Origin of the sequence: Luteimonas terricola, from assembly GCF_004352845.1 — a bacterium.
GTDB classification, from domain to species: Bacteria; Pseudomonadota; Gammaproteobacteria; order Xanthomonadales; family Xanthomonadaceae; genus Luteimonas; species Luteimonas terricola.
On record NZ_SJRX01000002.1, the window covers coordinates 445,880 to 471,263 of the forward strand.

A 25,384-nucleotide genomic window follows, 5' to 3' on the forward strand; every position below is an offset into this window, starting at 1 on the left:
CGGGGCCGCGGCGGCTGGCGCATAATTGGCGCCAGCCCCACGGGAGATCGCCATGAACCGTTTCGCCGCCGCGCTGGCCACCGCGCTCCTGCTCGGCGCCTGCGCCACGTACGACGAGCCCGCCGGACAGATCCCGGAAGGCGCCGTGGAAACCATCCGCACCGAAGCCAACGGCGACGTGGTCACCGAGTACCGGGTCGACGGCCGCCTGCGCGCGCTGCGGGTCGAACCCTCGCGCGGCGCGACCTACTACCTGTTCGACCGCAACGGCGACGGCGTCGTCGACAGCGAGCGCGACGGCGTGTCTCCGGTCTACTTCAAGCTGTTCGAGTGGAACTGATCACGCCCCCCGGTCACGACCATGGTGATGACGAAGCCGGCTCCGACCTGAAGAAGCACCTGCGGCCGATCGTCACCACGTGGCTGACCGGCCTGCTGGCGGTGCTGCCGCTGGTGCTCACCCTGGTGCTGCTGGGCTGGGCGGTGGGCATCGTCAACGGCGTCCTCGGACCCAACAGCCTGTTTGGACGCTCGTTCACCGTGTTCGGCGTCTGGTTCGCCGCGCACCCGATGGCGGCCTGGCTGCTGGGCACGATGCTGACCCTGGCCCTGGTGTACCTGCTCGGCCTGCTGGTGCAGTCGCGGCTGAAGGGGCCGTTCAAGGCTCTGCTCGACAACACCATGCGCCGGATCCCGCTGGTGGGCAGCGTGTACGCGCTGGCCGAGCGCTTCGTGTCGGTGATCGGCGACCGCCAGGAGGCCGATATCGCCGCGATGAGCCCGGTGTGGTGCTTCTTCGGCGGCGACGGCGTGGCCGTGCTCGGCCTGCTGCCCAATCCGGAGCCGATCGAGTTGCAGGGCCGCATGTACCTCACCGTGCTGGTGCCGACCGCGCCGATCCCGGTCGGCGGCGGCCTGCTGTACGTGCCCGCGGAGTGGGTGAAGCCGGCCGAGATCGGCATCGACACCCTGACCAGCGTCTACCTGTCGATGGGCATCACCACCCCCAGGCCCGGCGCTGCATCGGCGCGCGTCGATCGCACGCCTGCGTCCTGATCCGGCGTGCATCCGCCCTCGATCCCCATGCTCGGATCGATGGCCGGCAAGCGCGCCGAACACCGCAATTCACGCCACTGCGCGACCAGGCGCCGCTCAGGCCGGCTGCAGCTTGGCGTAGGCCAGCACCAGCCACTTGCTGCCGGCGTCGTCGAAGTTGACCTGCACCCGCGCATGCGCGCCGGCGCCCTCGATGTCGGTGACCACGCCGCTGCCGAAGCTGGCGTGGACCACGCCCTGGCCGACGGCGATACCCGGCGTGTCATCGACCACCGCATGGCCGTAGTCACGGCGCGGCGTCGGCTGGTAGCGCGGCCGCGACACCTGCACCTTCGGCCGCACATCATTGAGCAGCGCCGGCGGGATCTCGCGCAGGAAGCGCGAGGGCATGCCGTACATGTCCTGGCCGTGCAGGCGGCGGGTCTCGGCGTGGCTGAGCACCAGCTTCTGCCGCGCGCGGGTGATGCCGACGTAGGCCAGGCGGCGCTCCTCCTCCAGGCGCCCGCTCTCGTCGATCGAGCGCGCGTTGGGGAACAGGCCCTCCTCGAGCCCAGCCAGGAATACCAGCGGGAACTCCAGGCCCTTGGCGCTGTGCAGGGTCATCAGTTGCACGCCGTCTTCGCCGGCCTGGGCCTGGCCCTCGCCGGCCTCGAGCGCGGCGTAGGCGAGGAAGGCGACGAGCTCGGACAGCGCCGCGGTTTCGTCGTCCTCGCCGCGCACGAAGCGCGAGGCCACCGAGACCAGCTCGTCGAGGTTGTCCACGCGCGAATCCAGGCTGCCCTTGGACTCGCGCGCATAGTGCTCGCGCAGGCCCGAGCGCAGCAGGACATGGTCGATCTTGTCCTTCAGCGGCAGGTCGACCAGTTCGCCGCCGATGGCGTCGATCAGCGCGTGGAAGGCCGCCAGCGCGTTGCGCGCGCGTCCGGCCAGCGCCGTGCCCTGCGTGCAGCGCAGCGAGGCCTCCCAGAGCGGGACGCTGTCCGCCCGCGCACGCATGCGCACCTCGTCCAGCGTGCGCCCGCCGATGCCGCGCGTGGGCGTGTTGACCGCGCGTTCGAAGGCCGCGTCATCGTCGTGGTTGGCCACCAGGCGCAGGTAGGCCAGGGTGTCCTTGACCTCGGCGCGCTCGAAGAAGCGCACGCCGCCGTAGACACGGTAGGGCACCTGCGAGGCCAGCAGCTTCTCCTCGATGATCCGCGACTGCGCGTTGCTGCGGTAAAGCACGGCGCAGTCACCATGGCTGCCACCGTCGCGCACCCACTCGCGGACGCGGCCGACGATGTAATCGGCCTCGTCGATCTCGTTGTAGGCGGCGAAGAGATCGATCGGATCGCCCTGCCCGCTGTCGGTCCACAGGCGCTTGCCCATGCGGCCGGGGTTGTGCGCGATCACCGCGTTGGCGGCATCGAGGATCGCGGCCGTGGAGCGGTAGTTCTGTTCCAGGCGGATGGTCTGCGCCCCGGGGAAGTCCTGCAGGAAGCGCTGCACGTTCTCGACCTTGGCACCGCGCCAGCCGTAGATGGCCTGGTCGTCGTCGCCGACCACGAACACCTGGCCCTGTTCGCCGGCAAGCAGGCGGATGAAGCCGTACTGGATGGCGTTGGTGTCCTGGAACTCGTCGACCAGCAGGTGGCCGAAGCGCTGGCGGTAGTGCGCCAGCAGCGCCGGCGTGTCGCGCAGCAGCTCGTGCGCGCGCAGCAGGATCTCGGCGAAATCGACCAGGCCGGCGCGATCGCAGCGCTCCTGGTAGAGCGCATAGGCCTTGAGCATCACCGAGCCCCACTCGTCCTGGCCGTCCTGGATGTGCGCCGGCCGCCGGCCCTCGTCCTTCTGCGCGTTGATCCACCAGGCGATCTGCCGCGGCGGGAAGCGTGCCTCGTCGAGCTCCAGCTGCTGGACCACGCGCTTGACCAGGCGCAGCTGGTCGTCCGAATCCAGGATCTGGAAGGCCTCGGGCAATGTCGCGTCCTGCCAGTGCAGGCGCAGCAGGCGGTGGGCGAGGCCGTGGAAGGTGCCGATCCACAAGCCGCGAGCACCGTTGCGCAGCAGCGCGTCGGCGCGCTGGCGCATTTCGGCCGCGGCCTTGTTGGTGAAGGTGACCGCGAAGATGCCGTGCACCGGCACCCCGAAGACCTCGTTCATCCAGGCGATGCGGTGCGTGAGCACGCGGGTCTTGCCGGAACCGGCGCCGGCGAGCACGAGATAGTGGCCGGGAGGCGCGGACACGGCCTCGCGCTGGGCATCGTTGAGCCCGTCGAGCAGGTGGGAGACATCCATCGCCGAAGTTTACGCGACCCCACTGCGGGAGCCGCTGCTGCGGCGACCGCGGCCGCCATCCGTGACGCAGCGTTGCGGCCCTGCGACATCGCGCCGCGCCACACCGGCCTAGACTCGTGATCCCCTGTCCCCGCGGAGAAGCGGCATGATCGAGCTCTACTACTGGCCCACCCCCAACGGCCACAAGGTCACGCTGTTCCTGGAGGAGGCCGGACTGGAGTACCGCATCCATCCGGTCAATATCGGCACGGGCGCGCAGTTCGAGCCGGACTTCCTCGCCATCTCGCCCAACAACAAGATGCCGGCCATCGTCGACACCGCGCCCGCGGACGGCGGTGCGCCGCAGAGCGTGTTCGAATCCGGCGCGATCCTGCTCTACCTGGCCGAAAAGACCGGCCGCTTCCTGCCCGCCGACGCCCGCGGCCGTATCGAAGCCCTGGAGTGGCTGTTCTGGCAGATGGCCGGCCTCGGCCCGATGAACGGCCAGTACGGCCACTTCCAGGTCTACGCGCCGGAGAAGATCCCCTACGCCATCGAGCGCTACACCAGGGAGGCCGAGCGCCTGCTCGGCGTGCTCGACAAGCGACTGGCCGGGCGCGCCTTCATCGCCGGCGACGACTATACGATCGCCGACATGGCGGCCTATCCGTGGATCAACGCCTATGACAAGGCCCCGCTGGACCTGGCCCCCTTCCCGGACGTCCGCCGCTGGCAGGCCGTGATCGCCGCCCGCCCGGCCACGCAGCGCGCCTGGGCGCTCACGAAGGAAGTGAACCCCGACGCCGGCAAGCCGATGTCGGACGAGGAGAAAGCGCTGCTGTTCGGCCAGGGCGCCAAACGCGACTGAACCGCCCCGCCAGCGCCACGGCATGTCCCCCCGACCCGCACAAATGCGTCCCTGCGGCATCATGTCGCCCTCGACCATCCCGGAACGCCCCATGCGCCTGCTGCTGGCCACCGCCCTGATGTCCATGACCCTCGCCAACGCCAACGCCGCCACGCCCGACACTTCGCGCGCGGTTCCGCTCACGCTGGAAGCCATCACCGGCGACGCGGCCCTCTCCGGGCCGACACTGCTCAAGCCCAAGGTTTCGCCCGACGGCTCTCGCGTCACCTTCCTGCGCGGCAAGGACAGCGACCGCAACCGCCTCGACCTCTGGGCCTTCGACGTCGCCAGCGGCGACACCGCGATGCTGGTCGACTCCGCGCTGGTGCTGCCCGGCGACGAAGTGCTCAGCGACGAGGAAAAGGCCCGCCGCGAGCGCCAGCGCATCGCCGCGCTGTCGGGCATCGTCGACTACCAGTGGGCGCCGGACTCCCGCACCCTGCTGTTCCCGCTCGGCGGCGAGCTGTACCTGTACGACCTGGCGAAGTCCGGCCCCGAAGCCGTGCGCAAGCTGACCGGCGGCGGCTTCGCCACCGACCCGAAGGTGTCGCCGAAGGGCGGCTACGTCAGCTTCATCCGCGGCCGCAACCTGTGGGTGGTCGACCTTGCCAGCGGCAATGAAGTGCAGCTCACGACCGACGGCGGCGGCGCCATCGGCAACGGCGTGGCCGAGTTCGTGGCCGACGAGGAAATGGCCCGCCACACCGGCTACTGGTGGGCGCCGGACGATTCCGCCATCGCCTACGCGCGCATCGACGAGTCGCCGGTGCCGGTGCAGAAGCGCTACGAGGTCTATCCCGACCGCACCGAGGTGGTCGAGCAGCGCTATCCCGCCGCCGGCGACCCGAACGTGCGCGTCGAGCTGTTCGTCGCACGCCCCGACCGGCCGCAGGCGGCGCCGACCCCCATCGACCTCGGCGACGACGCGGACATCTACCTGGCACGCGTCGACTGGCGCGATCCGCAGCGGCTGACGTTCCAGCGCCAATCGCGCGAGCAGCAGCGGCTCGAGCTGATCGAAACGGAGCTGGCCAGCGGCCGCCAGCGCGTCCTGGCCACCGAGTCCTCGGACACCTGGGTGCCGTTGCACGACGACCTGCGCTTCCTCAAGGATGGCCGCTTCCTGTGGGCTTCCGAACGCGACGGCTTCGAGCACCTGTACATCGCCGACGAAGACGGCTCGAACCTGCGCCAGCTGACCCGCGGCGACTGGCCGGTCGACGCCGTCGAGGCGATCGACGAAGCGCGCGGCCTGGTCTACTTCACCGCAGGGCGCGAATCGCCCACGCAGCGCGCGCTGTATTCGGTGCCGGTGGACGGCGGTGGCATCGTCGCGCTGACCGCCACGCCGGGCAGCCACGCCATCACGTTTGCCGACAACGCCAGCGTCTACGTCGACAGCTGGTCGAACACGCGCACGCCGCCGCAGCTCGCGCTGTACGGCGCCGACGGCAGCCGCATCGCGGTCCTGCTCGAGAACGATCCCGCCGAACCCGCGCATCCCTACGCGCGGCACATGGGCGCGCACCTGCCCACGGAGTTCGGCACGCTGACCGCTGCCGACGGCCGCACGCCGCTGCATTACAGCGTGATCAAGCCCGCCGGCTTCGACCCCGCCAAGCGCCATCCGGTGGTGGTGTACGTCTACGGCGGCCCCGCCGCGCAGACCGTGCTCGACGCCTGGCCGGGCCGCGCCGACGCCTTCTTCAACCAGTACCTGGCGCAACAGGGCTACGTGGTGTTCTCGCTGGACAACCGCGGCACCCCGCGGCGCGGGCGCGAGTTCGGCGGCGCGCTGTACGGAAAGCAGGGCACGGTGGAAGTCGAAGACCAGCGCAAGGGCGTGGAGTGGCTGCGCGCGCAGCCCTGGGTCGACGGCGATCGCATCGGCGTGCACGGCTGGTCGAACGGCGGCTACATGACCCTGATGCTGCTGGGGCAGGCGCCCGATGACTTCACCTGCGGCATCGCCGGCGCACCGGTGGCCGACTGGGCGCTGTACGACACCCACTACACCGAGCGCTACATGGGCCTGCCCGCGGCCAATATCGACGGCTACCGCACAGCGAGCGTCTTCACCCACCTCGACGGCATCCGCGACGACGCCCTGCTGCTGGTGCACGGCATGGCGGATGACAACGTGCTCTTCAGCAATGCCACCGCGCTGATGTCGCGGCTGCAGGCGGCGGGTACGCGCTTCGAGCTGATGACGTATCCGGGCGCGAAGCACGGGCTGCGCGGGGCTGATGCGCTGCACCGGTATCGACTGGCGGAACGGTTCCTGGACAACTGTCTGGCCCCGACCCCATAGCCTTCCGCGAACTGCCGGCCACCCTGCAGGAGCAGCTATAGCTGCGACCACCACCATCAGCACGTCCGATTGGTGATCGCCAGTTCGGGGTCGCAGCTGTGGCTGCTCCTGCGGGTCGGACGAGGCAATGGGGGCATCACCCGGGGCATTCGTGGCCGTGGCTATACTCGCCTCCTTTCCCCGTCGGACCCGCGCCTTGCCGTCATCGCTGCCGTCGCCACCCCTGCCCATGCCGGCCCTGGCGATCACCGCCTACACCGCCACCACCGCCCTCGGCCGCGGCCGGGACGCACAGGTCGAGGCGCTGCGCGCGCGCCGTGGTGGCCTGCGGTCGAACGACTTCGGACCCGACCCGCTGCCGGCCTGGATCGGTCGCGTCGACGGCCTCGAGGACGAGGCGCTGCCAGCGGCCTTCGCGCAGTGGGACTGCCGCAACAACCGCCTGGCGTGGATGGCGCTGCAGAACGACGGATTGATGGATGCCATCGACGTCGCGCGCGTGCGCCACGGCGCGGAACGCGTCGCGGTGGTGATCGGCACCTCGACCTCGAGCATCGGTGCCAGCGAAGAGGCCTACTCGCGCCTGGTTCCCGGTGCCGACGGCGCACCCGCCTTCCCCGCCGACCTCGCGCGGCCGATCGTGCACACCCCGCATTCGCTGGGCGACTTCGTGCAGGCCGCCACCGGTTTGCGCGGCCCCTGCATGACCGTGGCCACGGCCTGCTCGTCGAGCGCCAAGGTCTTCGCGCAGGCGGCACGGCTGATCCATGCCGGCCTGGTCGATGCGGCGCTCGTGGGCGGCGTCGACACCCTCTGCGGCAGCGTGCTGTTCGGCTTCAATTCGCTGGGCCTGGTGTCGGTCGATCCGTGCCGACCGTTCGACCGCGACCGCGACGGCCTGTCGCTCGGCGAGGCCGGCGGCTTTGCCATGCTCGAACGCGTCGCGCCCGGCAGCCACGGCCTGCGCCTGCGCGGCTACGGCGAATCCAGCGACGCCCACCACATGTCCGCGCCGCATCCCGAAGGCCTGGGCGCGACGCTCGCGATGCGCGACGCGCTGGCGCGGGCGGGGATCACTTCGGCCGAGGTCGGCTACCTCAACCTGCACGGCACCTCCACGCCGGCCAACGACGCGGTCGAGGCCGCCGCCGTGGCGGCGATGTTCCCGGACACGCTGCATGCCAGCTCCACCAAGGGCTGGACCGGACACACGCTGGGTGCCGCCGGGATCGTTGAATCGGTCTTCGCGCTGGTCGCGCTCGAACACGGCCTGCTGCCGGGCATCCTGCACAGCGAGACCCCGGACGCTGCCTGCGGTCCGCAGATCCGCTTCAGCAACGCGGAGGACACCGCGATCCGCTACGCGATGAACAACTCCTTCGGCTTCGGCGGCAACAACGCCAGCCTGGTGTTCGGGCGCGCATGAACACGCTCACCGCCTGCATCGAGGGCGTCGGCTTCTGGGCCGACGGACTGCCGTCCTGGCAGGCTGCGGTCGGCCACGTGTCCAGGGGCTCGCCCCCGGGCGAGCGCGGCAAGCCGTCGCCGCGACTGCTGGCGCCGAACGAGCGCCGCCGCGCGCCGCCCTCGGTGGCGGTGGCGCTGGACGTCGCGCTGGCCGCCTGCGAGGCCGCCGCCCGCGACCCCGCGACGCTGCCTTCGGTCTTCGCCTCCACCCACGGCGACCTCGCGATCACCGATTACATGTGCGCGACGCTGGCCGACGACCCGAGCGCGATCTCGCCGACGAAGTTCCACAACTCGGTGCACAACGCCGCCGCCGGCTACTGGACCATCGGTGCCGGCTGCCTGCGCCCGGCCACGGCGCTGAGCGCGCACCGCGCCAGCTTCGCCCAGGGCCTGCTGGAAGCGCTGGCGCAGCTGGCCTGCGGCGACGAGGCGGTATTGCTGGCTGCGTACGACACCGCCGGCACGGGCCCGCTGGGCACCGTGTCGCACAGCAGCGGCCTGCTGGGCGGCGCGCTGGTACTGGCCCGCTGCGAGCGCCGTGGCGATGGCAACCGCAACGGCGTGCTGCTGCGCGCAACCCTGGTCGACGGTAACGCGCCAACGCGACACGGCGCGCTGGCCCGCCTTGGCGCGGCCAACGCGATGGCGCCCATGCTGCCGCTGTTCGACGCACTGGCCGGTCGCAGCGACCTCGCGCTCCTGCACGCCGGCCACGGTCGCACGCTCCGCGTGGAGCTCGCACATGGCTGAGTCCGTTCCGCTGCGCCGCGAAGACGTCGCGGTGGTGATCCCCGCGCTCAACGAGTCGCTGCACATCCGCGGCGTGGTCGAGGGCGCGCTGGCGCAGGCGCCGACGGTGATCGTGGTCGACGACGGCTCCGACGACGACACCGTCGCCCGCATCGCCGACCTTCCGGCACGGGTGGTCCGCCACCCACGGCGCATGGGCAAGGGTGCGGCCCTGCGCGACGGCTTCGCCGAGGCCGCCCGCCTGGGCGCGCGCGCGGTGGTCACGATGGACGGCGACGGCCAGCATGACGCGGGGGACATCCCGCGACTGATCGCCGCGGCCAACCGCCATCCCGGCTGCGTGATCGTGGGCGCACGCCTGCGCAAGCGCGCCTCGCAGCCGCCGCACCGGCGCCTGGGCAACGACTTCGGCGACTGGGGCATCGGCTGGGCCTGCGGCTTCCGCCTGGTCGACAGCCAGAGCGGGCAGCGCCTGTATCCACGCGAGGTGTTCACCCTGCCGGACGTGCCGGGCGAAGGCTTCGTGTTCGAGGCGCAGATGCTGATCTCGGCCGCGCGCCAGGCCGGCGCCGGCGTGGTCGCGGTGCCGATCGAAACCCGCTACGCCGGCTCCGGGCCCGGCCTCGAGTTCCGCAAGAGCCACTTCCGCCTGTTCCGCGACCTCTGGGCGATCACTTCGCACGTGGTGGGCCAGGTCCGGGGCCACGGCGACATGGCCGCTGAATACGCTCGCGCGCGTCGCTGTCCGCCGGTCATCGACGACTGCAGCGGAGGATCCGCTACCGTGGACGCGGGGGGTCGCATCGAGAAGGCCAAGGGAGGCCACGGCTGATGGACAGTGCACGACGCGTCGATGTCGCGATCCTTGGAGGCGGGCTGGCGGGCCTGACCCTCGCGCTGCAGCTGCGCAAGGCCGATCCATCCATCACCATCGTGGTATTCGAGCGTCACGCGCACCCGGCTCCAGAGGCGGCTTTCAAGGTCGGCGAGTCCACCGTCGAAGTCGGTGCCCACTACTTCGCCGAGGTGCTCGGCCTGCGCGAGCACCTCGACCAGGAGCAGATCCGCAAGTTCGGCTTCCGCTTCTTCTTCTCCGATGGCCGCAGCGACATCGACCGCTGCACCGAGATCGGCGTCAGCCACCTGCTGCCCACGCCGTCCTGGCAGATCGACCGCGGCCGCTTCGAGAACATGCTCGGCGAGCGCGCGCAGGCAGCGGGCATCGACTTCCGCGACGGCAGCATGGTGCGCGGCGTGGAGCTCGGCGAAGGCGGCGACGACCACCGCGTCACCTGGTCGCGCGAAGACGTGCAAGGCACGCTCGCCGCGCGCTGGGTGGTCGACGCAAGCGGTCGTGCCGGGCTGTTGAAGCGCCAGCTGGGCCTGGCCGAAGCCAACGACCACGACGCCAACGCCGCCTGGTGGCGGGTGGAAGGCATCCTCGATCCCAACGACTGGTCCGACGACGCCGCCTGGCGCGCGCGCTGCACGCCGCCCGACCGCTGGCGCTCGACCAACCACATGTGCGGCACCGGCTACTGGTTCTGGATGATCCCGCTGGCCTCGGGCGCGCACTCGCTGGGGATCGTCTGCGACGCGAAGCTGCACCCGCTGGAAGGCATGAACACCCACGACAAGGCCATGGACTGGCTGCGCCGGCACCAGCCGCGCGTGGCCTCCGCGCTCGAAGGCCACGCGGTGAAGGATTTCCGCTTCCTGCGCCATTTTTCGCACGGCTGCCGCCACGTGTACGGCGAGCGCTGGGCGCTGACCGGCGAGGCCGGCCTGTTCATGGATCCGTTCTATTCGCCGGGCAGCGATTTCATCGCGATCTCCAACTCCCAGGTCAGCGACCTGATCGCACGCGACCGCGCCGGCACCCCGTTCGCACCGTATGCAAGGCTGTACGAGCAGCTGTACTTCTCGTTCTACGAGAACACGATGACGCTCTACCAGGACCAGTACCCGCTGTTCGGCGACGAACAGGTCCTGCCGGTCAAGGTGATCTGGGACTACACGTTCTACTGGGCGCTGCTGGCACCGGTGTTCTTCACCGGCCGCATCACCGACGTCGCCATGTACAGGCGCCTGCAGCCGCTGTTCGAGCGTGGCAGCGGACTCAACGCCGCCATGCAGCCCCTGCTGCGCGAATGGGGCGAACGCAATGCGGCAGCCGCGGGCTCGACGCCGGACGGCCAGGGACGCGCGCTCGACCAGCACGGAATCCACTGGTTCCACGAGCTCAACCGCGCGCTGCGCGACCAGCTCGACGATGCGGCCTTCGACGCGCGCATCGCCGACAACGTCGGGCGCATGGAGGCGCTGGCGGTCGAGATCCTCGCCCGCGCGCGCGACGCGCATCCGGCCATCGGCGACCATGGCCTTGCCGCACTCCCGGCCGGTCTCACCGCGCCAGAACCTTCGCTCGGCGCGGCCTGGTACACCGCCGCCTGACCGCTGGCAAAGGACTTCGATGCATCACAGTCCCCTGCTGCTGCAGCTCGTCATCATCCTGCTCACCGCGCGCGCCTGCGGGCTTCTGCTGCGCCATGTCGGCCAGCCGCCGGTGATCGGCGAAATGGCCGCGGGCCTGCTCCTGGGGCCGATCGTGTTCGGCGCCTGGTTCCCGGGGTTCCACGCGACGGTGTTCGCGCCGGAGTCGCTGCCCGGGCTGGCTTCGCTGGCCGAACTGGGCCTGGTGCTGTTCATGTTCATCGTCGGGGTCGAGTTGCGCGCGCCCGACGGCGTGAAGGCGCAGCTCAGGTCGGCTGGCCTGGTCGGCGTGGCCAGCGTGCTGGTGCCGATGGCGCTGGGCTTCGCGGCGTCGCCCCTGCTGCATCCGTACGCGCCCGACGGCGTGGCACTGGCGCCATTCGCGCTGTTCATGGCCGCGGCCATGTCGATCACCGCGTTTCCGATCCTGGCCCGCATCCTCAAGGAGCGCGGCATGACCCATACGCCGCTGGGGCGCCTGGCGCTCGGCGGCGCCGCGATCGCCGACGTGCTCGCGTGGATCATGCTGGCACTTGTGGTGGCGCTGGTCGGCGCGGGCGACGGCCATGGCGGCTTCCTCCGCACCATCGCGGGCCTGGCGATCCTGGCGGCGGTGGTGTTCGTCCTGCTGCGACCGCTCTATGCCTGGCTGCTGCGCACCCACGCCGCCGACGGCGTGCCATCGCTGATGGTGCTCGCGGCGCTGCTGATCGGTGCCTTCGCCTGCGCGGCGGCCACCGAATGGCTGGGCGTGCACGCGGTGTTCGGCGCATTCCTCTTCGGCGCCTGCCTGCCGCGCGACGATCGCTTGCTGGGATCGCTGATCGAACGCGTGGAATACCTCGCCATCGTGGTGCTGATGCCGATCTTCTTCGCGCTGGCCGGGCTCAGCACCACCCGCGACGCCTTCACCGGCGCGGCGCTGGGCGCGATGCTGCTGATCCTGGCGGTCGCGGTGGTGGGCAAGGTCGCCGGCGGTGCGGCCGGCGCGCGGCTGTCGGGCCTCGGCTGGCGCGAGAGCTTCGCGGTCGGATCGCTGATGAACGCACGCGCGCTGATGGAGCTGATCGTGATCAAGGTCGGCCTGGACGCCGGGATCATCGGCCAGGACCTCTTCACCATGCTGCTGGTGATGGCGATCCTGACCACGGTCATGACCGGACCGCTGGTGTCGCTGTCGCTGGGCCGGCGCGCGGCGCAGGCGCTGGGCACCGTACCTGCCGGCGAGCCGCCCGCACAGCGCGGCGGCTGAGTGCGCCGGCCAGTCCGGAGCCCGCGACTCAGTCGAGCGGCTGCTCCGCCACCGGCGGCGGCGCATGTTCCGGCGGCGGGTTGGCCAGGTGGATCGCCACGCCGCGGCCGTGCTTCTGTCGCGGACTGATGTTCACGCCGACACCGCCGCTGGTATAGCTGCGGCCGCCGAAGCGCCCCGTGCCGGCGCCGATGCTGACGCCACCGCCGCCATAGCCGTCGGCCGTGCCCTGGAACAGGATGCCGTTGGCGCCCAGCGAAGCGGCTTCTTCGCGCAGCTTGCGCATCACCGAGTCGGCCTTGTTCTGCTCGCCATAGGTGAACGCACCGCTGGAGGTCTCGAGCAGGGCCACTTCCTCGTAGGGGACGCCGGGCGAGCCATAGTAGACGCGCACCTGCGCCGGATCGATCGGCGGCCGCGGCGTGCCGGTGAGGATGTGCGAGCTGGCGCAGCCCGCCAGCAGCAGCACGGCGCTGGCGGCGGCGATACGAAGCATGCGGGTGGGATTCATGGCGGCACCTTGGACGATTGGTTGCCGATCATCCTCCCATCCCGATGAATCCGGTGTCACCAGCCGCCCCTGGCCATGCCGGCTGCGCGTGGTGTCCGGGTTGCGTTCAGGCCATGCCGCCGTTGACGCCGATCACCTGGCCGGTGACGTAGGCGGCGGCATCCGAACACAGGAAGCGCACCACCGCCGCCACCTCGTCCGGCGTGCCCGCGCGACCCGCCGGCACCATCTGCTTCACCACCTCGGGCGGGAACGCGGCTTCGGCCATGCGCCCGGCGACGACGCCCGGCGCGACCACGTTCACTGTGATGCCGCGGCTGGCCATCTCGCGCGCGAGCGATTTCGAGGCGCCGTGCAGTGCCGACTTGGCCGCCGCGTAGTTGGCCTGGCCGCGGTTGCCGAGCACCGCGGCCACGCTGGACACGCTGACGATCCGGCCCCAGCGCGTGCGCGCCATCGGCAGCAGCAGCGGCTGGGTGACGTTGAAGAAACCATGCAGGGAGACGTCGATGACGCGCCGCCACTGGGTTGCGGACATGCCGGCCATGGGCGCGTCGTCGTGGATGCCGGCGTTGTTGACCACGACCTGCACCGGACCGGCCTCCAGCAGCGCGGCGATGGCCGCGCCCGCGGCTTCGCCGTCGGCGACGTCGAACGCCACCGCCTCCGCGCTGCCGCCGGCGGTGGTGATGTCGACCACCACCGCGTCGGCACGCGCGAGGTTGCCGTTGGCATGGACGATGACGTGGAAACCGTCGGCGGCCAGCTGGCGGCAGATCGCCCCGCCGAGGTCACCGCTGCCACCGGTGACCAGGGCGCGGCGGAGTGCATGGGAGTGTTCGCTCATGCGCCGATTATCGCGGCATCGGCGGCGCGTCGGCGAGCACCACCGCTGCGCGGCCCTCGGCAAGCAGCACGCCGGCATGATGGATGCGGAAGGCGTACTGCTGGCTGGACCCGCCCTCCATCAGCACTTCGGCCTCGCCTTCCAGCACGCCCGGCAGGTCGTCGATGCGCGCCACCCGCAGGTCGACGCCGCGCAGCGCGACCAGCATGCCCGGGCGCACCGCCTCGCCGGAGTCGCGTCCGCGCAGGCCGCCATGCACGGCCATGGCCTGGGCGCCGTACTCGCACAGGTGCACGGCACGGAGCCGGCCGTTGCTGCGCAGCGGGTGGGTCGGATCGCGGTGGTTGTGGGCGCGCAGACGGATGCGGCTGGCGTCCCACTCGACCACCTCGTCCCAGAGGCACATGGCGTGCTGGTGCGGGATGAGGTCGAAGATGTCCTGGCGGGGGATCATAAGGTGTCGCCAGCGTCGTGCCGGGAGACGAGCAGCGCCAGGACAAAGTTCGACAGCACCCCGATCGCCACCGTGCTGCCGATCGCGCGCAGCACCGGGATCGAGGACAGCGCCAGCAGGCTGAACACCAGCAGGGTCATCAGGCTGCAGACCAGCACCGCGTGCAGGGTGCGCACCTGGTCGGCGCGGCGGTCGCCGGCGTGTTCGAAGAACAGCGCGTAGTCCAGGCCGAGGCCCGCGGCCAGGATCAGCGCGACCAGGTGGAACAGGTTCAGCTCGACGCCGAAGCCGCGCAGCACCGCAAGCACCACCAGCGTGGTCAGCGCCATCGGCAGCAGCACGCGCGCGACGCGGCCGGGCGTACGCAGCGCGATCCACACCGTGGCCGCCAGCAGCAGCGCGGCGACCGCCAGCGCGGCCAGCACGCGCCCGCGGTATTCGACGACCAGCGACTCGGACGCCGCCTTCATGTCCAGCAGTTCGCCGCCGGCTTCCGACGCCGCTCGCGCCACCGCATCGACGTCCTCCAGGCTGCTCAGCGACACCAGCGCAATGGCGCCTTCCGCCGTCGAGCCGTCGCTTTGCAGCAGCAGGCCCTCGACGGTGGCGGCCAGCGGCGTGCCGGCAAGGTCCGCCGGCCGCAGCGGGTCGGCCGTGCGCGCGCGCTCGACATCGGCGAGGAAGGGTGCGAAGGCGTCCTCGCGGAACGGCGAGTCCGCGAGCGCTTCGGCCATGGCCGCGCGCAAGGCCTGGGGCGTGGGCAGCGCCTGCTGCCGCGCGCGCTGGGTGGCAGCCGACGGCAGGTAGCGCGCGGCGCTGTCGTAGCCGCCCAGCGCGCCTTCCGCCACGAGCGCATCCAGCCGCGGATGCAGGGCTTCGGTCGCGGCCAGCGCGGCATCGGCGTCGGCGCCGCGCAGCACCAGCAGGTAGCGCACGTCCGGCGCGCCCAGGGCCTGCCGCAGGCGCGCGTCGAGTTCCATGCCCTCGGCCGGCACGGGGGTCAGCTTCGACAGGTCGTTTTCCCAGAACGGACCGCGCGCGGTGGCCAGCACCACCAGGCAGCCGGCCGCGAGCAGCAGCAGCGACCAGCGCGGCCGGGGCAGGCGCTGGATGCCGCGCCACAGCGCCTGCAGCCGCGGGGACTCGGCCAGGTCGCGCGGCGCCGGATCCACCAGCGGCGGCAGCCCGAAGCGCGTGGCCAGCGCGGCCGCCGCCAGCGCGGAGATCGTGAACACCGCCAGCTGGCGCAAGCCATCCACGCCGGAGAACAGGAAGGTGAGGTAGGCGATGCAGGTGGCCACCACGCCGGTCACCAGCGCCGGCCACAGCGCGCGCACGTTGTCGCGCGGGCTGATGCCGGCGCGCTGCTGGCTGAGGAAGTGGATGGGATAGTCCTGGACCACGCCGATCAGGGTGAAGCCGAAGGCGACGGTGATGCCGTGCACGGCCTCGAACGCCAGCGCCACCGCGCCCAGTCCGGCGAGTCCCGCGGTGGCCAGCGGCAGCACGCCCATCAGCGGCGCGCGCCAGCTGCGGTAGGCGAGCAGCAGCAGCAGGACCAGGCCGATGCTGTCGATGGCGCCGATCCACTGCGCCTCGCGCGCGGTGCGGCCGCCGATCTCGACCGAGAACGCGCCCGGGCCGGCCATCTGCAGCCGCGCGCCGCTGTCGCCGGCGGCGTCGGCGAAGGCTGACTGCAGCGCGTCGTAGGCACGCTGCTGGGCGGTGGGATCGAAGCCGGCCGCGCGCGTCTGCGCCAGCAGCAGGGCCTCGCCGCCCGCGGCGTCGAACCACACCCCGTGCAGGCGCTGCGGCGCGACCTTCGGCTGCCAGGCCTCGGCCAGCGCGAGCATCTCCAGCGTCGGGTCGGCGGGCAGCAAGGGCTCCACCAGACCCGCCATCGGCGAGCCCAGGTCCTGCAGGCGCTCGTCGAGCTGTTCGCCGAGATAGTCGGCGTCCAGGCGCCGGTGGTCGAGCGTGGACGACAGCAGGTAGCGATAGGGACGCAGGGATTCCGGCACGGCTTCGAGTCCCGCGTCGGCGCCGTTGGCGATGAACTCGAAGTCGGGATTCGCGGCCAGCGCTCCGGCCAGGGCGCGCGACTGCCCGGCCAGGGCCTCGGGCGATGCGCCCGACAGCGACACCAGCAGCAGGCGCGAGCCCGGACCGTCGCCCAGCTCGTCGACCAGCAGCGTCTGCGCCGGCGTGCGCGGCTCGGGCATGAAGCGGCGCAGGTCACCGCTGAGTTCGAGCCGCTGGCCGATCGCCCAGCCCGCGACCAGCAGCGCCGCCAGCCACAGCAACGCCAGCGCGGTGCGCCACGCGGGCGTCATTGCGCCGCGGCGCCGAGGTCGCGGCACAGGGCCTCATAGTCGGCGCCTTCGCCGGCGGCCACCGCGGCGCGCGCGGCGCCAGCGAGCAGGGTGCGCTGCAGGTCGCCCTCGGTGGGCCGGGTCTCGATGCAGCGCAGTTCGGCGCCACGGCCGCGCAGGGTGATGTCGCGGACGCTGGCGGCCAACGCCGCGTCGCGCGGCACCAGCACCAGGGTCCAGTCCTCGCGGCGGCCGCGGGATTCGATGCGGTAGTCGCGCTCGAGCGCCGCGGCGTCGCCGGCCAGCAGGGCGCCGAAGCTGGCCTGCAGCCCCGCAAGCTCGGGCGCACGCGACAGCGCGAAGCTGCGCGTGCTTCTGCCGCGGGCGATGCTGGCCTCGCCGTCGCGGATGGTGGTGGTCTCGGCATAGGGCACGCGCACCTCGCGCACCAGGGTGTCGTCGTCGGGACGCGCGTACTCGCCTTCGATGCGCAGCGGCGCTTTCAACATCGCCGAACCGCGCAACTCCACGAACGGCGTGCTCACCGGCGCGGGCCGCGCCAGTCGCTGCAGGATCCAGGCGCTATCGACCGCCGCCGGCTGCGCGGCCAGCGGCAGCGCGGTCGCCGCCAGCAGCAGGACCAGGACGGCCAGGATCCGGCCCGGGCCCCTGGTCGCGCGGTGACGGCCCGTCCGCTTCGGGCGCCGGGGGCGGCGACTGGTGCGGGATGGCGTCTTGCTGGCTTCGGCTGTGCTCACGGTCGCCCCAGAAATCATAGAAGTTGAACCAGTTGAACGGCGCATCGCGCATGTGATGTTCGAGGCGCTCCGCGTAACGGCGGATGAGCGCGGGCACCGCCGCCGCGCGCTCGCGCCGCGGGATCGCGACGCCGTCGCTGAACGGCTCGAACACGAGATCGTAGCGGTTGCCGCCGCGGTACAGGCCGAAGGCGAGCTGCACCGGGACCTGCAGCACCGAAGCCAGCAGCCACGGCGTCACCGGGAACCGCGCATCGTCGCCGAGGATCGGCACCGCGACCGAGGCCTCGCCCGGCTGCGTGCGATCGACCAGCAGCGCCACCAGCGCACCGTCCGAGGCGGCTTTCTGGATCTCGAACATGATTCCGGGCCCGTCTTGCGAGGCATCGATCACCGAGGCCGCGATCCCGGGATTGAGCGCGTCCAGCAGTTGGGTGACCGCCGGGCTGTGCGCCTTGTCCAGGACCACGCGGATCTCCTGCTCCGGGCGCTGGCGGCCAAGCACGCGCAGCACTTCAAAGCTGCCCAGGTGGGAGCCGAACACCAGCACGCCCTGGCGACGGTCGAGCGCCGCGTGCAGCGACTCCAGGCCGCTGACCCTGATGTCGAAGCGGCGCATGTCGCCGCCAAGCAGGAACACGCGGTCGAGGATGGTCGCGGCGAAGGTGTGGATGTGGCGCGCGATGTCGGCCAGGCGCGCGGGTCGGCCGAGTGCGCGCGACAGGTAGGCGCGGGAATCGCGCCGCTCTTCGCCGCGGCGGAGCAGGTAGTACGCCGTGATCGGATACAGCAGCAGCCGCGCCAGGCCACGTCCGCCGCGCAGGCTGAAGCCGCGCAGCAGCCAGAGCGCGAACCATGCGCCACCCTCGCGGCGCTGCTTCCAGTCGCCGCTCATGCCAGCGCCACCTCGCCCGAGGCGACCAGGGTCACGCCGCGCAACACGCGGAAGCGCCAGCGCGGCGCCGCGCCTTCGATCTCGATGGACGCGGCCTCGCCGGGCAGCAAGGGGTTTGCGAACTTCACCTGCGGCAGGCGCAGCGGACCCAGGGGCCCGTGCACGGCTTCAATGGCCGCCAGCACGTGGTCGAGGACCACGACACCGGGCACCAGCGGGCGGCCCGGGAAATGCCCCGGCAGGCAAGGGTGGCCGTGCTCGACGACGAACTCCATGGGGCCGCGCACCCGCCCTCAGTCCTGGCGGCGCAGCAGCGCCACCACCGAGGCATGGGCGGCATCGGCCAGCGCCTGGCGGGCACCCGCCCCCGAACCGCAGCCGGATGTCGGCAGCGGCGTCCCGAAGCGCACGCGGATCACGCCCGGGCGGGCGCGGAAGCCACCGGCCGGCAGCACCGCGCCGGCGCCATCGATCGCCACCGGCAACACGTCGACCCCGGCGTCGATCGCCGACTGGAAGGTGCCGCCCTTGAACGGCGCCACCACGCCGGTGCGGCTGCGCGTGCCTTCCGGGAACAGGCACAGCGTGCTGCCTTCGCGCAGCAGCGCGGCGGCTTCACGACGCAGGCGGGCACCCGCGCGCGGGTTGTCGCGTTCGATGAACAGCATGCCGCAGGCACGCGCATACCAGCCCACGAAGGGCACCCGGGTCATCTCCCGCTTGAGCAGGAAATGCAGCGGCACGGGCACCGCGCGGAACAGCGCGCAGATGTCGATGATCGACTGGTGGTTGGACACCAGCAGCCGCGGCCGCGACCAGTCGATGGCGTCGGCGCCCTCCACCACCAGGCGTGCGGCGGTGCCGGCCAGCAGCGCCGGCGCCCAGCAGCGCGCGGCCATGCGCAGGGCCAGGTCGCGGCGCCGGGTCACCAACAGCAGCAGCAACGCGAGGCAGATCCAGCCGACTGTCCAGGCCACCATGAAGACGAAGCCGAGTGCGTTGTGCAGGCCCCAGGCCAAGCGCTGCGCGGCCGGTTCGGCCACATCCATGTTGTCGACGCGCTGCTGCATCGGCAAAGCATACCCAATGGCCGCGGCCAAACCGCCCGTTCAGCGGAGGAAGTCGCGCCAGAACGCAGGGCCCAGGTTCGCCATCTGGCGCAGGAAGCCCACGAAACTGCCGTGGCGGCCCGGGAAGCGGTGCTTGCGCCACGCGAACTCGATGGCGAAAAAGCCACCGACGATGCCGTAGTTCAGGATGTTGGCGAACAGCGACCACTGCTCGCGGGTGATCGTGAGCGGTGCGCGCAGGCCCAGGCTGGACAGCAGGCCGCCGGGCTCGGCGACCATCGCCAGCGCCAGGTTGGCCAGCCCGAGCACGCCCAGCGCAGCGGCCCAGCCGGCCGTGAGGCCGCGGCTGTAGGACACCAGCTCCGGCGCCAGCGTGTCCGGGGTGCTGCCGTCGAGCGCGGCGACGATGCGCGTGATCAGGGCCCCGCGCGGCGCCCGCAGGCTGCGCGCGAACAGCCAGGCGATGGCAGCCACGAACACCACCGGCGCCAGCAGCAGCGGCAACCCGGCATGGCCGGCCGCGTACAGCAGGTGGCAAGCGAGCAGCGACAGCGGCAGCGCCACCCAGGCCCAGGCGCGGCGCGCCACCAGGCCTGCGGCAAGCATCATCGCCACCAGCGCGAGCAGGGCCGCGTAGGCATAGCGGTCATCGAGGGTGGCGCTGGCCATGTGCGCGAGCGCGGCATAAGCCACCGCCATCGCCAAGGTCAGGGCCAGGCCCATGGCCGGCACCGGGGGCGCCGTCAGGCGCGGTGGGCTTCGACGTGCGTCGACAGCGCGCGCAGCGAGGCGAAGATGCGGCGGTTCTCCTCGCTGTCCGAGCGCAGCTGGAAGCCATAGCGCTTGCCGACCGCCAGCGCCAGTTCCAGGGCGTCGATCGAGTCCAGGCCCAGGCCGGCGTTGAACAGGGCCGCCTCGGGGTCGATGGACGCCGGATCGACATCGTCGAGGCTCAGTGCCTCGACCAGCAGCTGGGCGAGTTCGCGTTCGGCGGGGGACTGGCTGGACATGGTCTGGCTTCCGTTGCGGCTATCATTCGCGTCCCCGGATGATCGCATGGCCACCACGCGCCGCGAAATGCACAACCCCATGGAAGACACTTCGCCGCGGCTCCAGGTCGACTACGTCGACTCGACCGCGCCGGCTGTGCTGCTCGCCGGCGACGACGTGCTCGCCGCCTTCGGCTTCGGTGCCGATGCACCCGCCGCGCTGCCCGACCCCCGCTACCTGCGCATCCCGCTGGAACCGCACGGCCCGGCGTGGTTCGAGGTCTGGCATGGCAACGCGCCGGTGGTCCGGGGCCGCGACGACGGCGTGCGCTGGGCCAGCGACGGCCAGCTGCTGTTCGGCGTGATCGAGATCCACGAGGGTGTCGGCGGCATCCAGGAAGCGGCGCGACGGGCGTACGCGCGGCTGGCGGCCTTCACCGCCAGCAGCCGCACGCCCCACCTGCTGCGCATCTGGAACTACGTCGACGACATCACCCTGGGCGCCGGCGACGACGAGCGCTACCGCGCATTCTGCGTCGGCCGCGCGCGCGGGCTTGGCAGCTTCGACGTGCAGGCCCTGCCTGCCGCCACCGCCATCGGCCGCTGCGACGGCGAGCGCGTGGTGCAGGTGTACTGGCTGGCCTCGGCCGCGCCCGGCACGCCGGTGGAAAACCCGCGCCAGGTCAGCGCCTACCGCTACCCGCGCCAGTACGGCCCGCAGTCGCCGAGCTTCGCGCGCGCCATGTTGCCGCCGCCGGGCAGCTCGATGCCGCTGCTGCTCTCCGGCACCGCGGCCGTGGTCGGCCACGCCTCGATGCACGACGGCGAACTGCTGGCGCAGCTGGACGAGACGTTCACCAACTTCGATGCCCTGGTGGGCGCCGCGCGCGTGCACGATCCGTCGCTGCCACCCCACTTCGGTCCCGGCACCCGGCTCAAGGTCTACGTGCGCGACCGCCACGACCTGCCGCTGGTCGCGGACGCGCTCGACCGCCGCTTCGGCGATGCCGTGCCGCGGATAATCCTGCACGCCGCGATCTGCCGCCGCGAGCTCGCCGTCGAGATCGACGGCGTGCACGGCAGGCCTGGCTCCCAAGGCAACCTCGCCGCCTGAGGTCCCGACGTAGAATGCGGCCATGACCTATCCAGACACCCGCTTCCGGCGGATGCGACGCGACGCCTTTTCGCGGCGGCTGATGCGCGAGCACACGCTCACCGTCGACGACCTCATCTATCCCGTGTTCGTGCACGGGCACGACGGCCGTGCCGCGGTGCCGTCGATGCCCGGCATCGAGCGCATGTCGATCGACGAACTGCTGCGCGAGGCCGAGCAGGCTTCGGTACTCGGCGTGCCGGCGCTGGCGCTGTTCCCGGTGACCGCGGCCGCAGCCAAGTCGCTCGACGCCGCCGCCGCCTGGGATGACGACGGCCTCTGCCAGCGCGCGGTGCGCGCGCTGAAGTCACGCTTTCCGGAGCTGGGCGTGATCACCGACGTCGCGCTGGATCCGTACACCAGCCACGGCCAGGACGGCATCCTCGATGACGCCGGCTACGTGCAGAACGACGTCACCGTGGAAGCCCTGGTGAAGCAGGCGCTGTCGCACGCGCGCGCCGGTGCCGACGTGGTCGCGCCCAGCGACATGATGGACGGCCGCATCGGCGCTATCCGCATGGCGCTGGAAGAGGCCGGCCACGTCAACGTCCGCATCCTCGCCTACGCCGCCAAGTACGCCTCGGCCTTCTATGGTCCGTTCCGCGACGCGGTGGGTTCGGCCTCGGCGCTGGGCAAGGCCGACAAGCGCACCTACCAGATGGATCCCGGCAACACCGACGAGGCGCTGCGCGAAGTCGCCGCCGACCTCGACGAAGGCGCCGACATGGTGATGGTGAAGCCCGGCATGCCCTATCTCGACGTGATGCGCCGGGTGAAGGACACCTTCGGCGTGCCGACCTTCGCCTACCAGGTCAGCGGCGAGTACGCGATGCTCAAGGCGGCCGCCGCGAACGGCTGGCTGGACGAGCGTGCCTGCGTGCTCGAAGCGCTGCTGGGCTTCAAGCGCGCGGGCGCGGACGGCGTGCTGACCTATTTCGCGCTCGACGCCGCGCGCTGGCTGCGCGCCGACTGAGCGCCGCCTGCACGGCGGAGGCGTAGACTCGGTTCGTGGGCGACGCAGCGCGCGCCGCCGAAGCATCCGGGAGATACGGCATGAAGCATTACGCTGTCTTCGGGCACCCTGTCGAGCATTCGCTGTCGCCGCGCATCCACGCCGCGTTCGGCCGCGAAACCGGCATCGCCATCGACTACACCGCCCTCGACGCCGACATCGGCAGCTTCCGGCAGCGCCTGGCCGAGTTCACCGCGCGCGGAGGCGTCGGTGCCAACGTCACGCTGCCGCTGAAGCAGGAGGCCCTGGCGCTGTGCGCCGACGTCACCGAGCGCGCGCGCCGCGCAGGCGCAGTGAACACCATGGTGCGCAACGGCGACCAGTGGCACGGCGACAACACCGACGGCGAAGGCCTGGTCCGCGACCTCACCGGCCGCCACGCGCTCGATCTGCGCGCGCGCCGCACCCTGCTGATCGGCGCCGGCGGCGCCGCGCGCGGCGTGGCACCGGCCCTGCTCGACGCCGGCATCGGCGACCTCTACATCGTCAACCGGACATCGGCCCACGCCGACGCCCTGGCCGACCAGATCGGCCAGCCCGGGCGGGTCCATCCACGGCACCTGGCCGACATCGGCTCACTGGGCGAGTTCGAACTGGTGGTCAACGCCACCTCGGCCGCGCGCGGCGACGGGCTGCCGACGCTGCCGCGCTCCCTGGTGGGCCGCCGCATGGCCGCGGTCGACCTCAACTACGGCGAAGCCGCCGTGCCCTTCCTCGCCTGGGGTCGCGCCAGCGGCGCCTATGCCGTCGTCGACGGCCTGGGCATGCTGGTGGAGCAGGCCGCGCTGGCGTTCGCGCGCTGGCACGGCGTCGTGCCCGAGACCGACATCATCTATGGCGAACTGCGCGCCGAACACTCGCACCTGATCACCGCGGACTGAAGCCGCGCCGCAGCCAGCGCGCGGGCGACGGTGGCTCGGCCAGCACCGCGGGCACTCACCGGGCCGCGAGGTACTCGTCCTTGAGCCGCACATAGTGCGCGGCGCTGTACAGCAGGCCTTCGACCGCCGCGTCGTCGATCACGCGCACCCGCTTCGCCGGGTTGCCCAGCCACAGCTCGCGGCTGCGCACGACCTTGCCCGGTGGCACCAGCGCCCCCGCGCCCACGTAGCCGTGCTCCTCGACCACCACCCCGTCCATCACCGTGGCACCCATGCCGATCAACGCGCCCTGGCCGATCGTGCAGGCATGCACGATCGCGCCGTGGCCGATGGTGACGTCGTCGCCGATCAGGGTGGCGTAGCCGTCCATGCGCGAATGCGGCCCGGCATGGCTGACGTGGACGATGGTGCCGTCCTGCAGGTTGCAGCGCGCGCCGATGCGCACGAAGTTGACGTCGCCGCGCACCACGGTGCCGGGCCACAGCGAACTGTCGTCGCCGATCTCGACGTCGCCGATGACGGTGGCGGCGGGGTCGACGTAGACGCGGTCACCGAGCTTCGGCAGCGTGCCGCGGTAGGGGCGGATGTTGGCCATGCGGGGATTCTAGCCGGGCTATAGTCGCGGCCGCCTCCCCGACCGCATCGCCCGCTCGTGCGGCGCGCGTGAAACAGGACACCGCATGAAAATCGCCAGCTGGAACGTCAACTCCCTCAACGTCCGCCTGCCGCACCTGCAGCAGTGGCTGCAGGCCTTCGCGCCCGACATCGTCGGCCTGCAGGAAACCAAGCTCGAGGACCCGCGCTTCCCCGATGACGCCCTGGCCGCGCTCGGCTACCGCAGCGTGTTCTGCGGCCAGAAGACCTACAACGGCGTCGCCATCCTCGCCCGCGGCCGCGCCATCGGCGAGGTGCAGTACGGCATTCCCGGCTTCGAGGACGAGCAGCAGCGCGTGATCGCGGCCACGGTGGATGGCGTCCGCATCGTCAACCTCTACGTGGTCAACGGCCAGGACGTCGGCACCGACAAGTACGCCTACAAGCTGCGCTGGCTGGCCGCCGTTCGCGACTGGCTGGCCGACGAACTGCAGCGGCATCCGAAGATGGTGGTGATGGGCGACTTCAACATCGCCCCCGACGACCGCGACGTGCACGACCCCGCGGTCTGGAACGAAACCCACATCCTCACCTCCACCGCCGAACGCACCGCGCTCAAGGCGCTGCTCGACCTCGGCCTGCACGACGCCTTCCGCCTGCACAGCGACGACGCCGGGGTGTTCAGCTGGTGGGACTATCGCCAGGCCGCCTTCCGCCGCGACCTCGGCCTGCGCATCGACCTGACCCTGGTCTCGGACGCCCTGCTCTCCACCGCCGCAGCCTCCGGCATCGACCGCGAACCCCGCACCTGGGAGCGTCCCAGCGACCACGCACCCGCGTGGGTCCAGATCGGCGGCTGACGCCCAGGCACGCTCGGCGGACACCGTCTCCCCGAAGCCGCAATCCACAACCCCGCGAAAGCGGGATACCGCAGGCGGGATATGGACAGCGCACAAGGATGTGCGCGGTAGGCAAGTCAGCCATGGATGGCTGCCTTGCCGGTCCATACCCCGCCTGCGGGAGCACGCTCCCCCATCGAGGCCGACACGCCAATCGAGGCTGACAAACCAAACGAGAAGAGGCCCGGCGATCACCGGGCCCCTTTTCGCAACCTGCTGTTCTACCAGCCCACGCTCACCGCACGCTGCCGCGCCGGAACAGGTTGACGATCGCCAACAGGATGATGGCGCCGATCAATGCCGTGATCAGGAAGCCCAGCCAGCCCCCGCCCAGCCCCAGGCCGATCGCCGGCAACAGCCAGCCACCCAGGAATCCGCCGATGATGCCGACGATGATGTTCAGCAGGAGGCCCTGCTGGCCATCCGTGCGCATGATGATGCTGGCCAGCCAGCCCGCGATGCCGCCGACGATCAGGTAGATGATGAAGTTCATTGCTCCTCCAGTGCCTTGACT

General features: G+C 71.5%; 25 protein-coding genes and 1 pseudogene. 13 read left to right on the forward strand and 13 right to left on the reverse strand.

Annotated features, from left to right (window positions below; genetic code table 11):
- The first annotated feature begins 52 nt into the window (after positions 1–52).
- Positions 53–340: a DUF2782 domain-containing protein gene (locus E2169_RS06755; RefSeq protein WP_132985845.1), complete on the forward strand. Its 288-nt coding sequence runs from the start codon at positions 53–55 to the stop codon at positions 338–340.
- A complete protein-coding gene (locus tag E2169_RS06760; protein ID WP_207918364.1) occupies positions 331–1,056 on the forward strand; it encodes a DUF502 domain-containing protein in 726 nt (241 codons plus the stop codon). The genes E2169_RS06755 and E2169_RS06760 overlap by 10 nt, the downstream gene beginning before the upstream one ends.
- A gap of 96 nt (positions 1,057–1,152) precedes the next feature.
- Here the strand turns inward: E2169_RS06760 and uvrD are convergent, their stop codons facing one another.
- Positions 1,153–3,333 (reverse strand): DNA helicase II, encoded by a 2,181-nt coding sequence (uvrD, locus tag E2169_RS06765; protein WP_132985846.1) that lies wholly within the window; start codon positions 3,331–3,333, stop codon positions 1,153–1,155.
- Between the two features lie 145 nt (positions 3,334–3,478).
- On the opposite strand from uvrD, the gene E2169_RS06770 reads away from it, so the two are divergent.
- From E2169_RS06770 to E2169_RS06800, 7 genes are all read left to right on the forward strand, one after another.
- The gene (locus E2169_RS06770; RefSeq protein ID WP_132985847.1) at positions 3,479–4,180 is read left to right on the forward strand and encodes a glutathione binding-like protein; all 702 of its coding nucleotides are present in this window, start codon (positions 3,479–3,481) and stop codon (positions 4,178–4,180) included.
- Between the two features lie 91 nt (positions 4,181–4,271).
- Positions 4,272–6,530 (forward strand): S9 family peptidase, encoded by a 2,259-nt coding sequence (locus E2169_RS06775; RefSeq protein ID WP_132985848.1) that lies wholly within the window; start codon positions 4,272–4,274, stop codon positions 6,528–6,530.
- 229 nt (positions 6,531–6,759) lie between these two features.
- Positions 6,760–7,956, forward strand: coding sequence for a beta-ketoacyl-[acyl-carrier-protein] synthase family protein (locus E2169_RS06780; RefSeq protein WP_132986009.1), 1,197 nt, complete (start codon positions 6,760–6,762; stop codon positions 7,954–7,956).
- Positions 7,953–8,750 (forward strand): beta-ketoacyl synthase chain length factor, encoded by a 798-nt coding sequence (locus E2169_RS06785; protein ID WP_132985849.1) that lies wholly within the window; start codon positions 7,953–7,955, stop codon positions 8,748–8,750. The genes E2169_RS06780 and E2169_RS06785 overlap by 4 nt, the downstream gene beginning before the upstream one ends.
- Complete coding sequence (locus E2169_RS06790; RefSeq protein ID WP_132985850.1) at positions 8,743–9,582, forward strand: glycosyltransferase family 2 protein; 840 nt, start codon at positions 8,743–8,745, stop codon at positions 9,580–9,582. The genes E2169_RS06785 and E2169_RS06790 overlap by 8 nt, the downstream gene beginning before the upstream one ends.
- A complete protein-coding gene (locus tag E2169_RS06795) occupies positions 9,582–11,204 on the forward strand; it encodes an NAD(P)/FAD-dependent oxidoreductase (protein ID WP_132985851.1) in 1,623 nt (540 codons plus the stop codon). The genes E2169_RS06790 and E2169_RS06795 overlap by 1 nt, the downstream gene beginning before the upstream one ends.
- 19 nt (positions 11,205–11,223) lie before the next feature.
- Complete coding sequence (locus tag E2169_RS06800; protein ID WP_132985852.1) at positions 11,224–12,495, forward strand: cation:proton antiporter; 1,272 nt, start codon at positions 11,224–11,226, stop codon at positions 12,493–12,495.
- Positions 12,496–12,523: 28 nt separating this feature from the next.
- Here E2169_RS06800 and E2169_RS06805 read toward each other — a convergent pair whose 3' ends face one another.
- The 10 genes and pseudogenes from E2169_RS06805 to E2169_RS06850 form a co-directional block, all read right to left on the reverse strand.
- Entirely contained in the window at positions 12,524–13,006 is a 483-nt protein-coding gene (locus E2169_RS06805; RefSeq protein WP_132985853.1) for a hypothetical protein, read from the reverse strand.
- Between the two features lie 106 nt (positions 13,007–13,112).
- Positions 13,113–13,853 carry a 3-oxoacyl-ACP reductase FabG gene (fabG, locus tag E2169_RS06810; RefSeq protein WP_132985854.1) on the reverse strand — a complete coding sequence of 247 codons (741 nt, stop codon included), beginning with the start codon at positions 13,851–13,853 and terminating at the stop codon, positions 13,113–13,115.
- Between the two features lie 7 nt (positions 13,854–13,860).
- A complete protein-coding gene (locus E2169_RS06815; RefSeq protein WP_132985855.1) occupies positions 13,861–14,307 on the reverse strand; it encodes a hotdog family protein in 447 nt (148 codons plus the stop codon).
- Entirely contained in the window at positions 14,304–16,640 is a 2,337-nt protein-coding gene (locus E2169_RS06820; protein WP_132985856.1) for an MMPL family transporter, read from the reverse strand. The genes E2169_RS06815 and E2169_RS06820 overlap by 4 nt, the downstream gene beginning before the upstream one ends.
- Positions 16,637–17,275, reverse strand: coding sequence for a LolA-related protein (locus tag E2169_RS06825; RefSeq protein ID WP_132986010.1), 639 nt, complete (start codon positions 17,273–17,275; stop codon positions 16,637–16,639). Before E2169_RS06825 ends, E2169_RS06820 begins: the two co-directional genes overlap by 4 nt.
- Before the next feature lie 34 nt (positions 17,276–17,309).
- Positions 17,310–18,272, reverse strand: a pseudogene (locus E2169_RS06830) (lysophospholipid acyltransferase family protein); the annotation flags it as partial.
- Positions 18,269–18,547 carry an ApeI family dehydratase gene (locus E2169_RS06835; RefSeq protein ID WP_132985858.1) on the reverse strand — a complete coding sequence of 93 codons (279 nt, stop codon included), beginning with the start codon at positions 18,545–18,547 and terminating at the stop codon, positions 18,269–18,271. The gene E2169_RS06835 and the pseudogene E2169_RS06830, both read right to left, overlap by 4 nt.
- A gap of 18 nt (positions 18,548–18,565) precedes the next feature.
- The gene (locus E2169_RS06840) at positions 18,566–19,321 is read right to left on the reverse strand and encodes a lysophospholipid acyltransferase family protein (protein ID WP_132986011.1); all 756 of its coding nucleotides are present in this window, start codon (positions 19,319–19,321) and stop codon (positions 18,566–18,568) included.
- A 60-nt stretch (positions 19,322–19,381) separates the two neighbouring features.
- A complete protein-coding gene (locus E2169_RS06845; RefSeq protein ID WP_132985859.1) occupies positions 19,382–20,065 on the reverse strand; it encodes a ketosynthase in 684 nt (227 codons plus the stop codon).
- Positions 20,066–20,085: 20 nt separating this feature from the next.
- Entirely contained in the window at positions 20,086–20,352 is a 267-nt protein-coding gene (locus tag E2169_RS06850) for a phosphopantetheine-binding protein (protein WP_132985860.1), read from the reverse strand.
- 67 nt (positions 20,353–20,419) lie between these two features.
- Here E2169_RS06850 and E2169_RS06855 point away from each other — a divergent pair, with 67 nt between their 5' ends.
- The 3 genes from E2169_RS06855 to aroE all read left to right on the forward strand — a co-directional run bounded on the left by E2169_RS06855 (position 20,420) and on the right by aroE (position 23,377).
- On the forward strand, positions 20,420–21,445 hold the full coding sequence (locus E2169_RS06855) for a chorismate transformation FkbO/Hyg5 family protein (RefSeq protein WP_132986012.1): 1,026 nt from the start codon (positions 20,420–20,422) through the stop codon (positions 21,443–21,445).
- A gap of 22 nt (positions 21,446–21,467) precedes the next feature.
- Positions 21,468–22,457, forward strand: a complete 990-nt coding sequence (gene hemB, locus E2169_RS06860; RefSeq protein WP_132985861.1) for a porphobilinogen synthase — start codon at positions 21,468–21,470, stop codon at positions 22,455–22,457.
- 80 nt (positions 22,458–22,537) lie between these two features.
- The gene (gene aroE, locus E2169_RS06865) at positions 22,538–23,377 is read left to right on the forward strand and encodes a shikimate dehydrogenase (RefSeq protein ID WP_132985862.1); all 840 of its coding nucleotides are present in this window, start codon (positions 22,538–22,540) and stop codon (positions 23,375–23,377) included.
- Positions 23,378–23,432: 55 nt separating this feature from the next.
- Here aroE and E2169_RS06870 read toward each other — a convergent pair whose 3' ends face one another.
- Positions 23,433–23,972 carry a gamma carbonic anhydrase family protein gene (locus E2169_RS06870; protein ID WP_132985863.1) on the reverse strand — a complete coding sequence of 180 codons (540 nt, stop codon included), beginning with the start codon at positions 23,970–23,972 and terminating at the stop codon, positions 23,433–23,435.
- Between the two features lie 85 nt (positions 23,973–24,057).
- On the opposite strand from E2169_RS06870, the gene xth reads away from it, so the two are divergent.
- Positions 24,058–24,831 carry an exodeoxyribonuclease III gene (gene xth / locus E2169_RS06875; RefSeq protein WP_132985864.1) on the forward strand — a complete coding sequence of 258 codons (774 nt, stop codon included), beginning with the start codon at positions 24,058–24,060 and terminating at the stop codon, positions 24,829–24,831.
- Positions 24,832–25,105: 274 nt separating this feature from the next.
- Here the strand turns inward: xth and E2169_RS06880 are convergent, their stop codons facing one another.
- Entirely contained in the window at positions 25,106–25,363 is a 258-nt protein-coding gene (locus E2169_RS06880; RefSeq protein ID WP_132985865.1) for a GlsB/YeaQ/YmgE family stress response membrane protein, read from the reverse strand.
- Between the last annotated feature and the right edge of the window lie 21 nt (positions 25,364–25,384).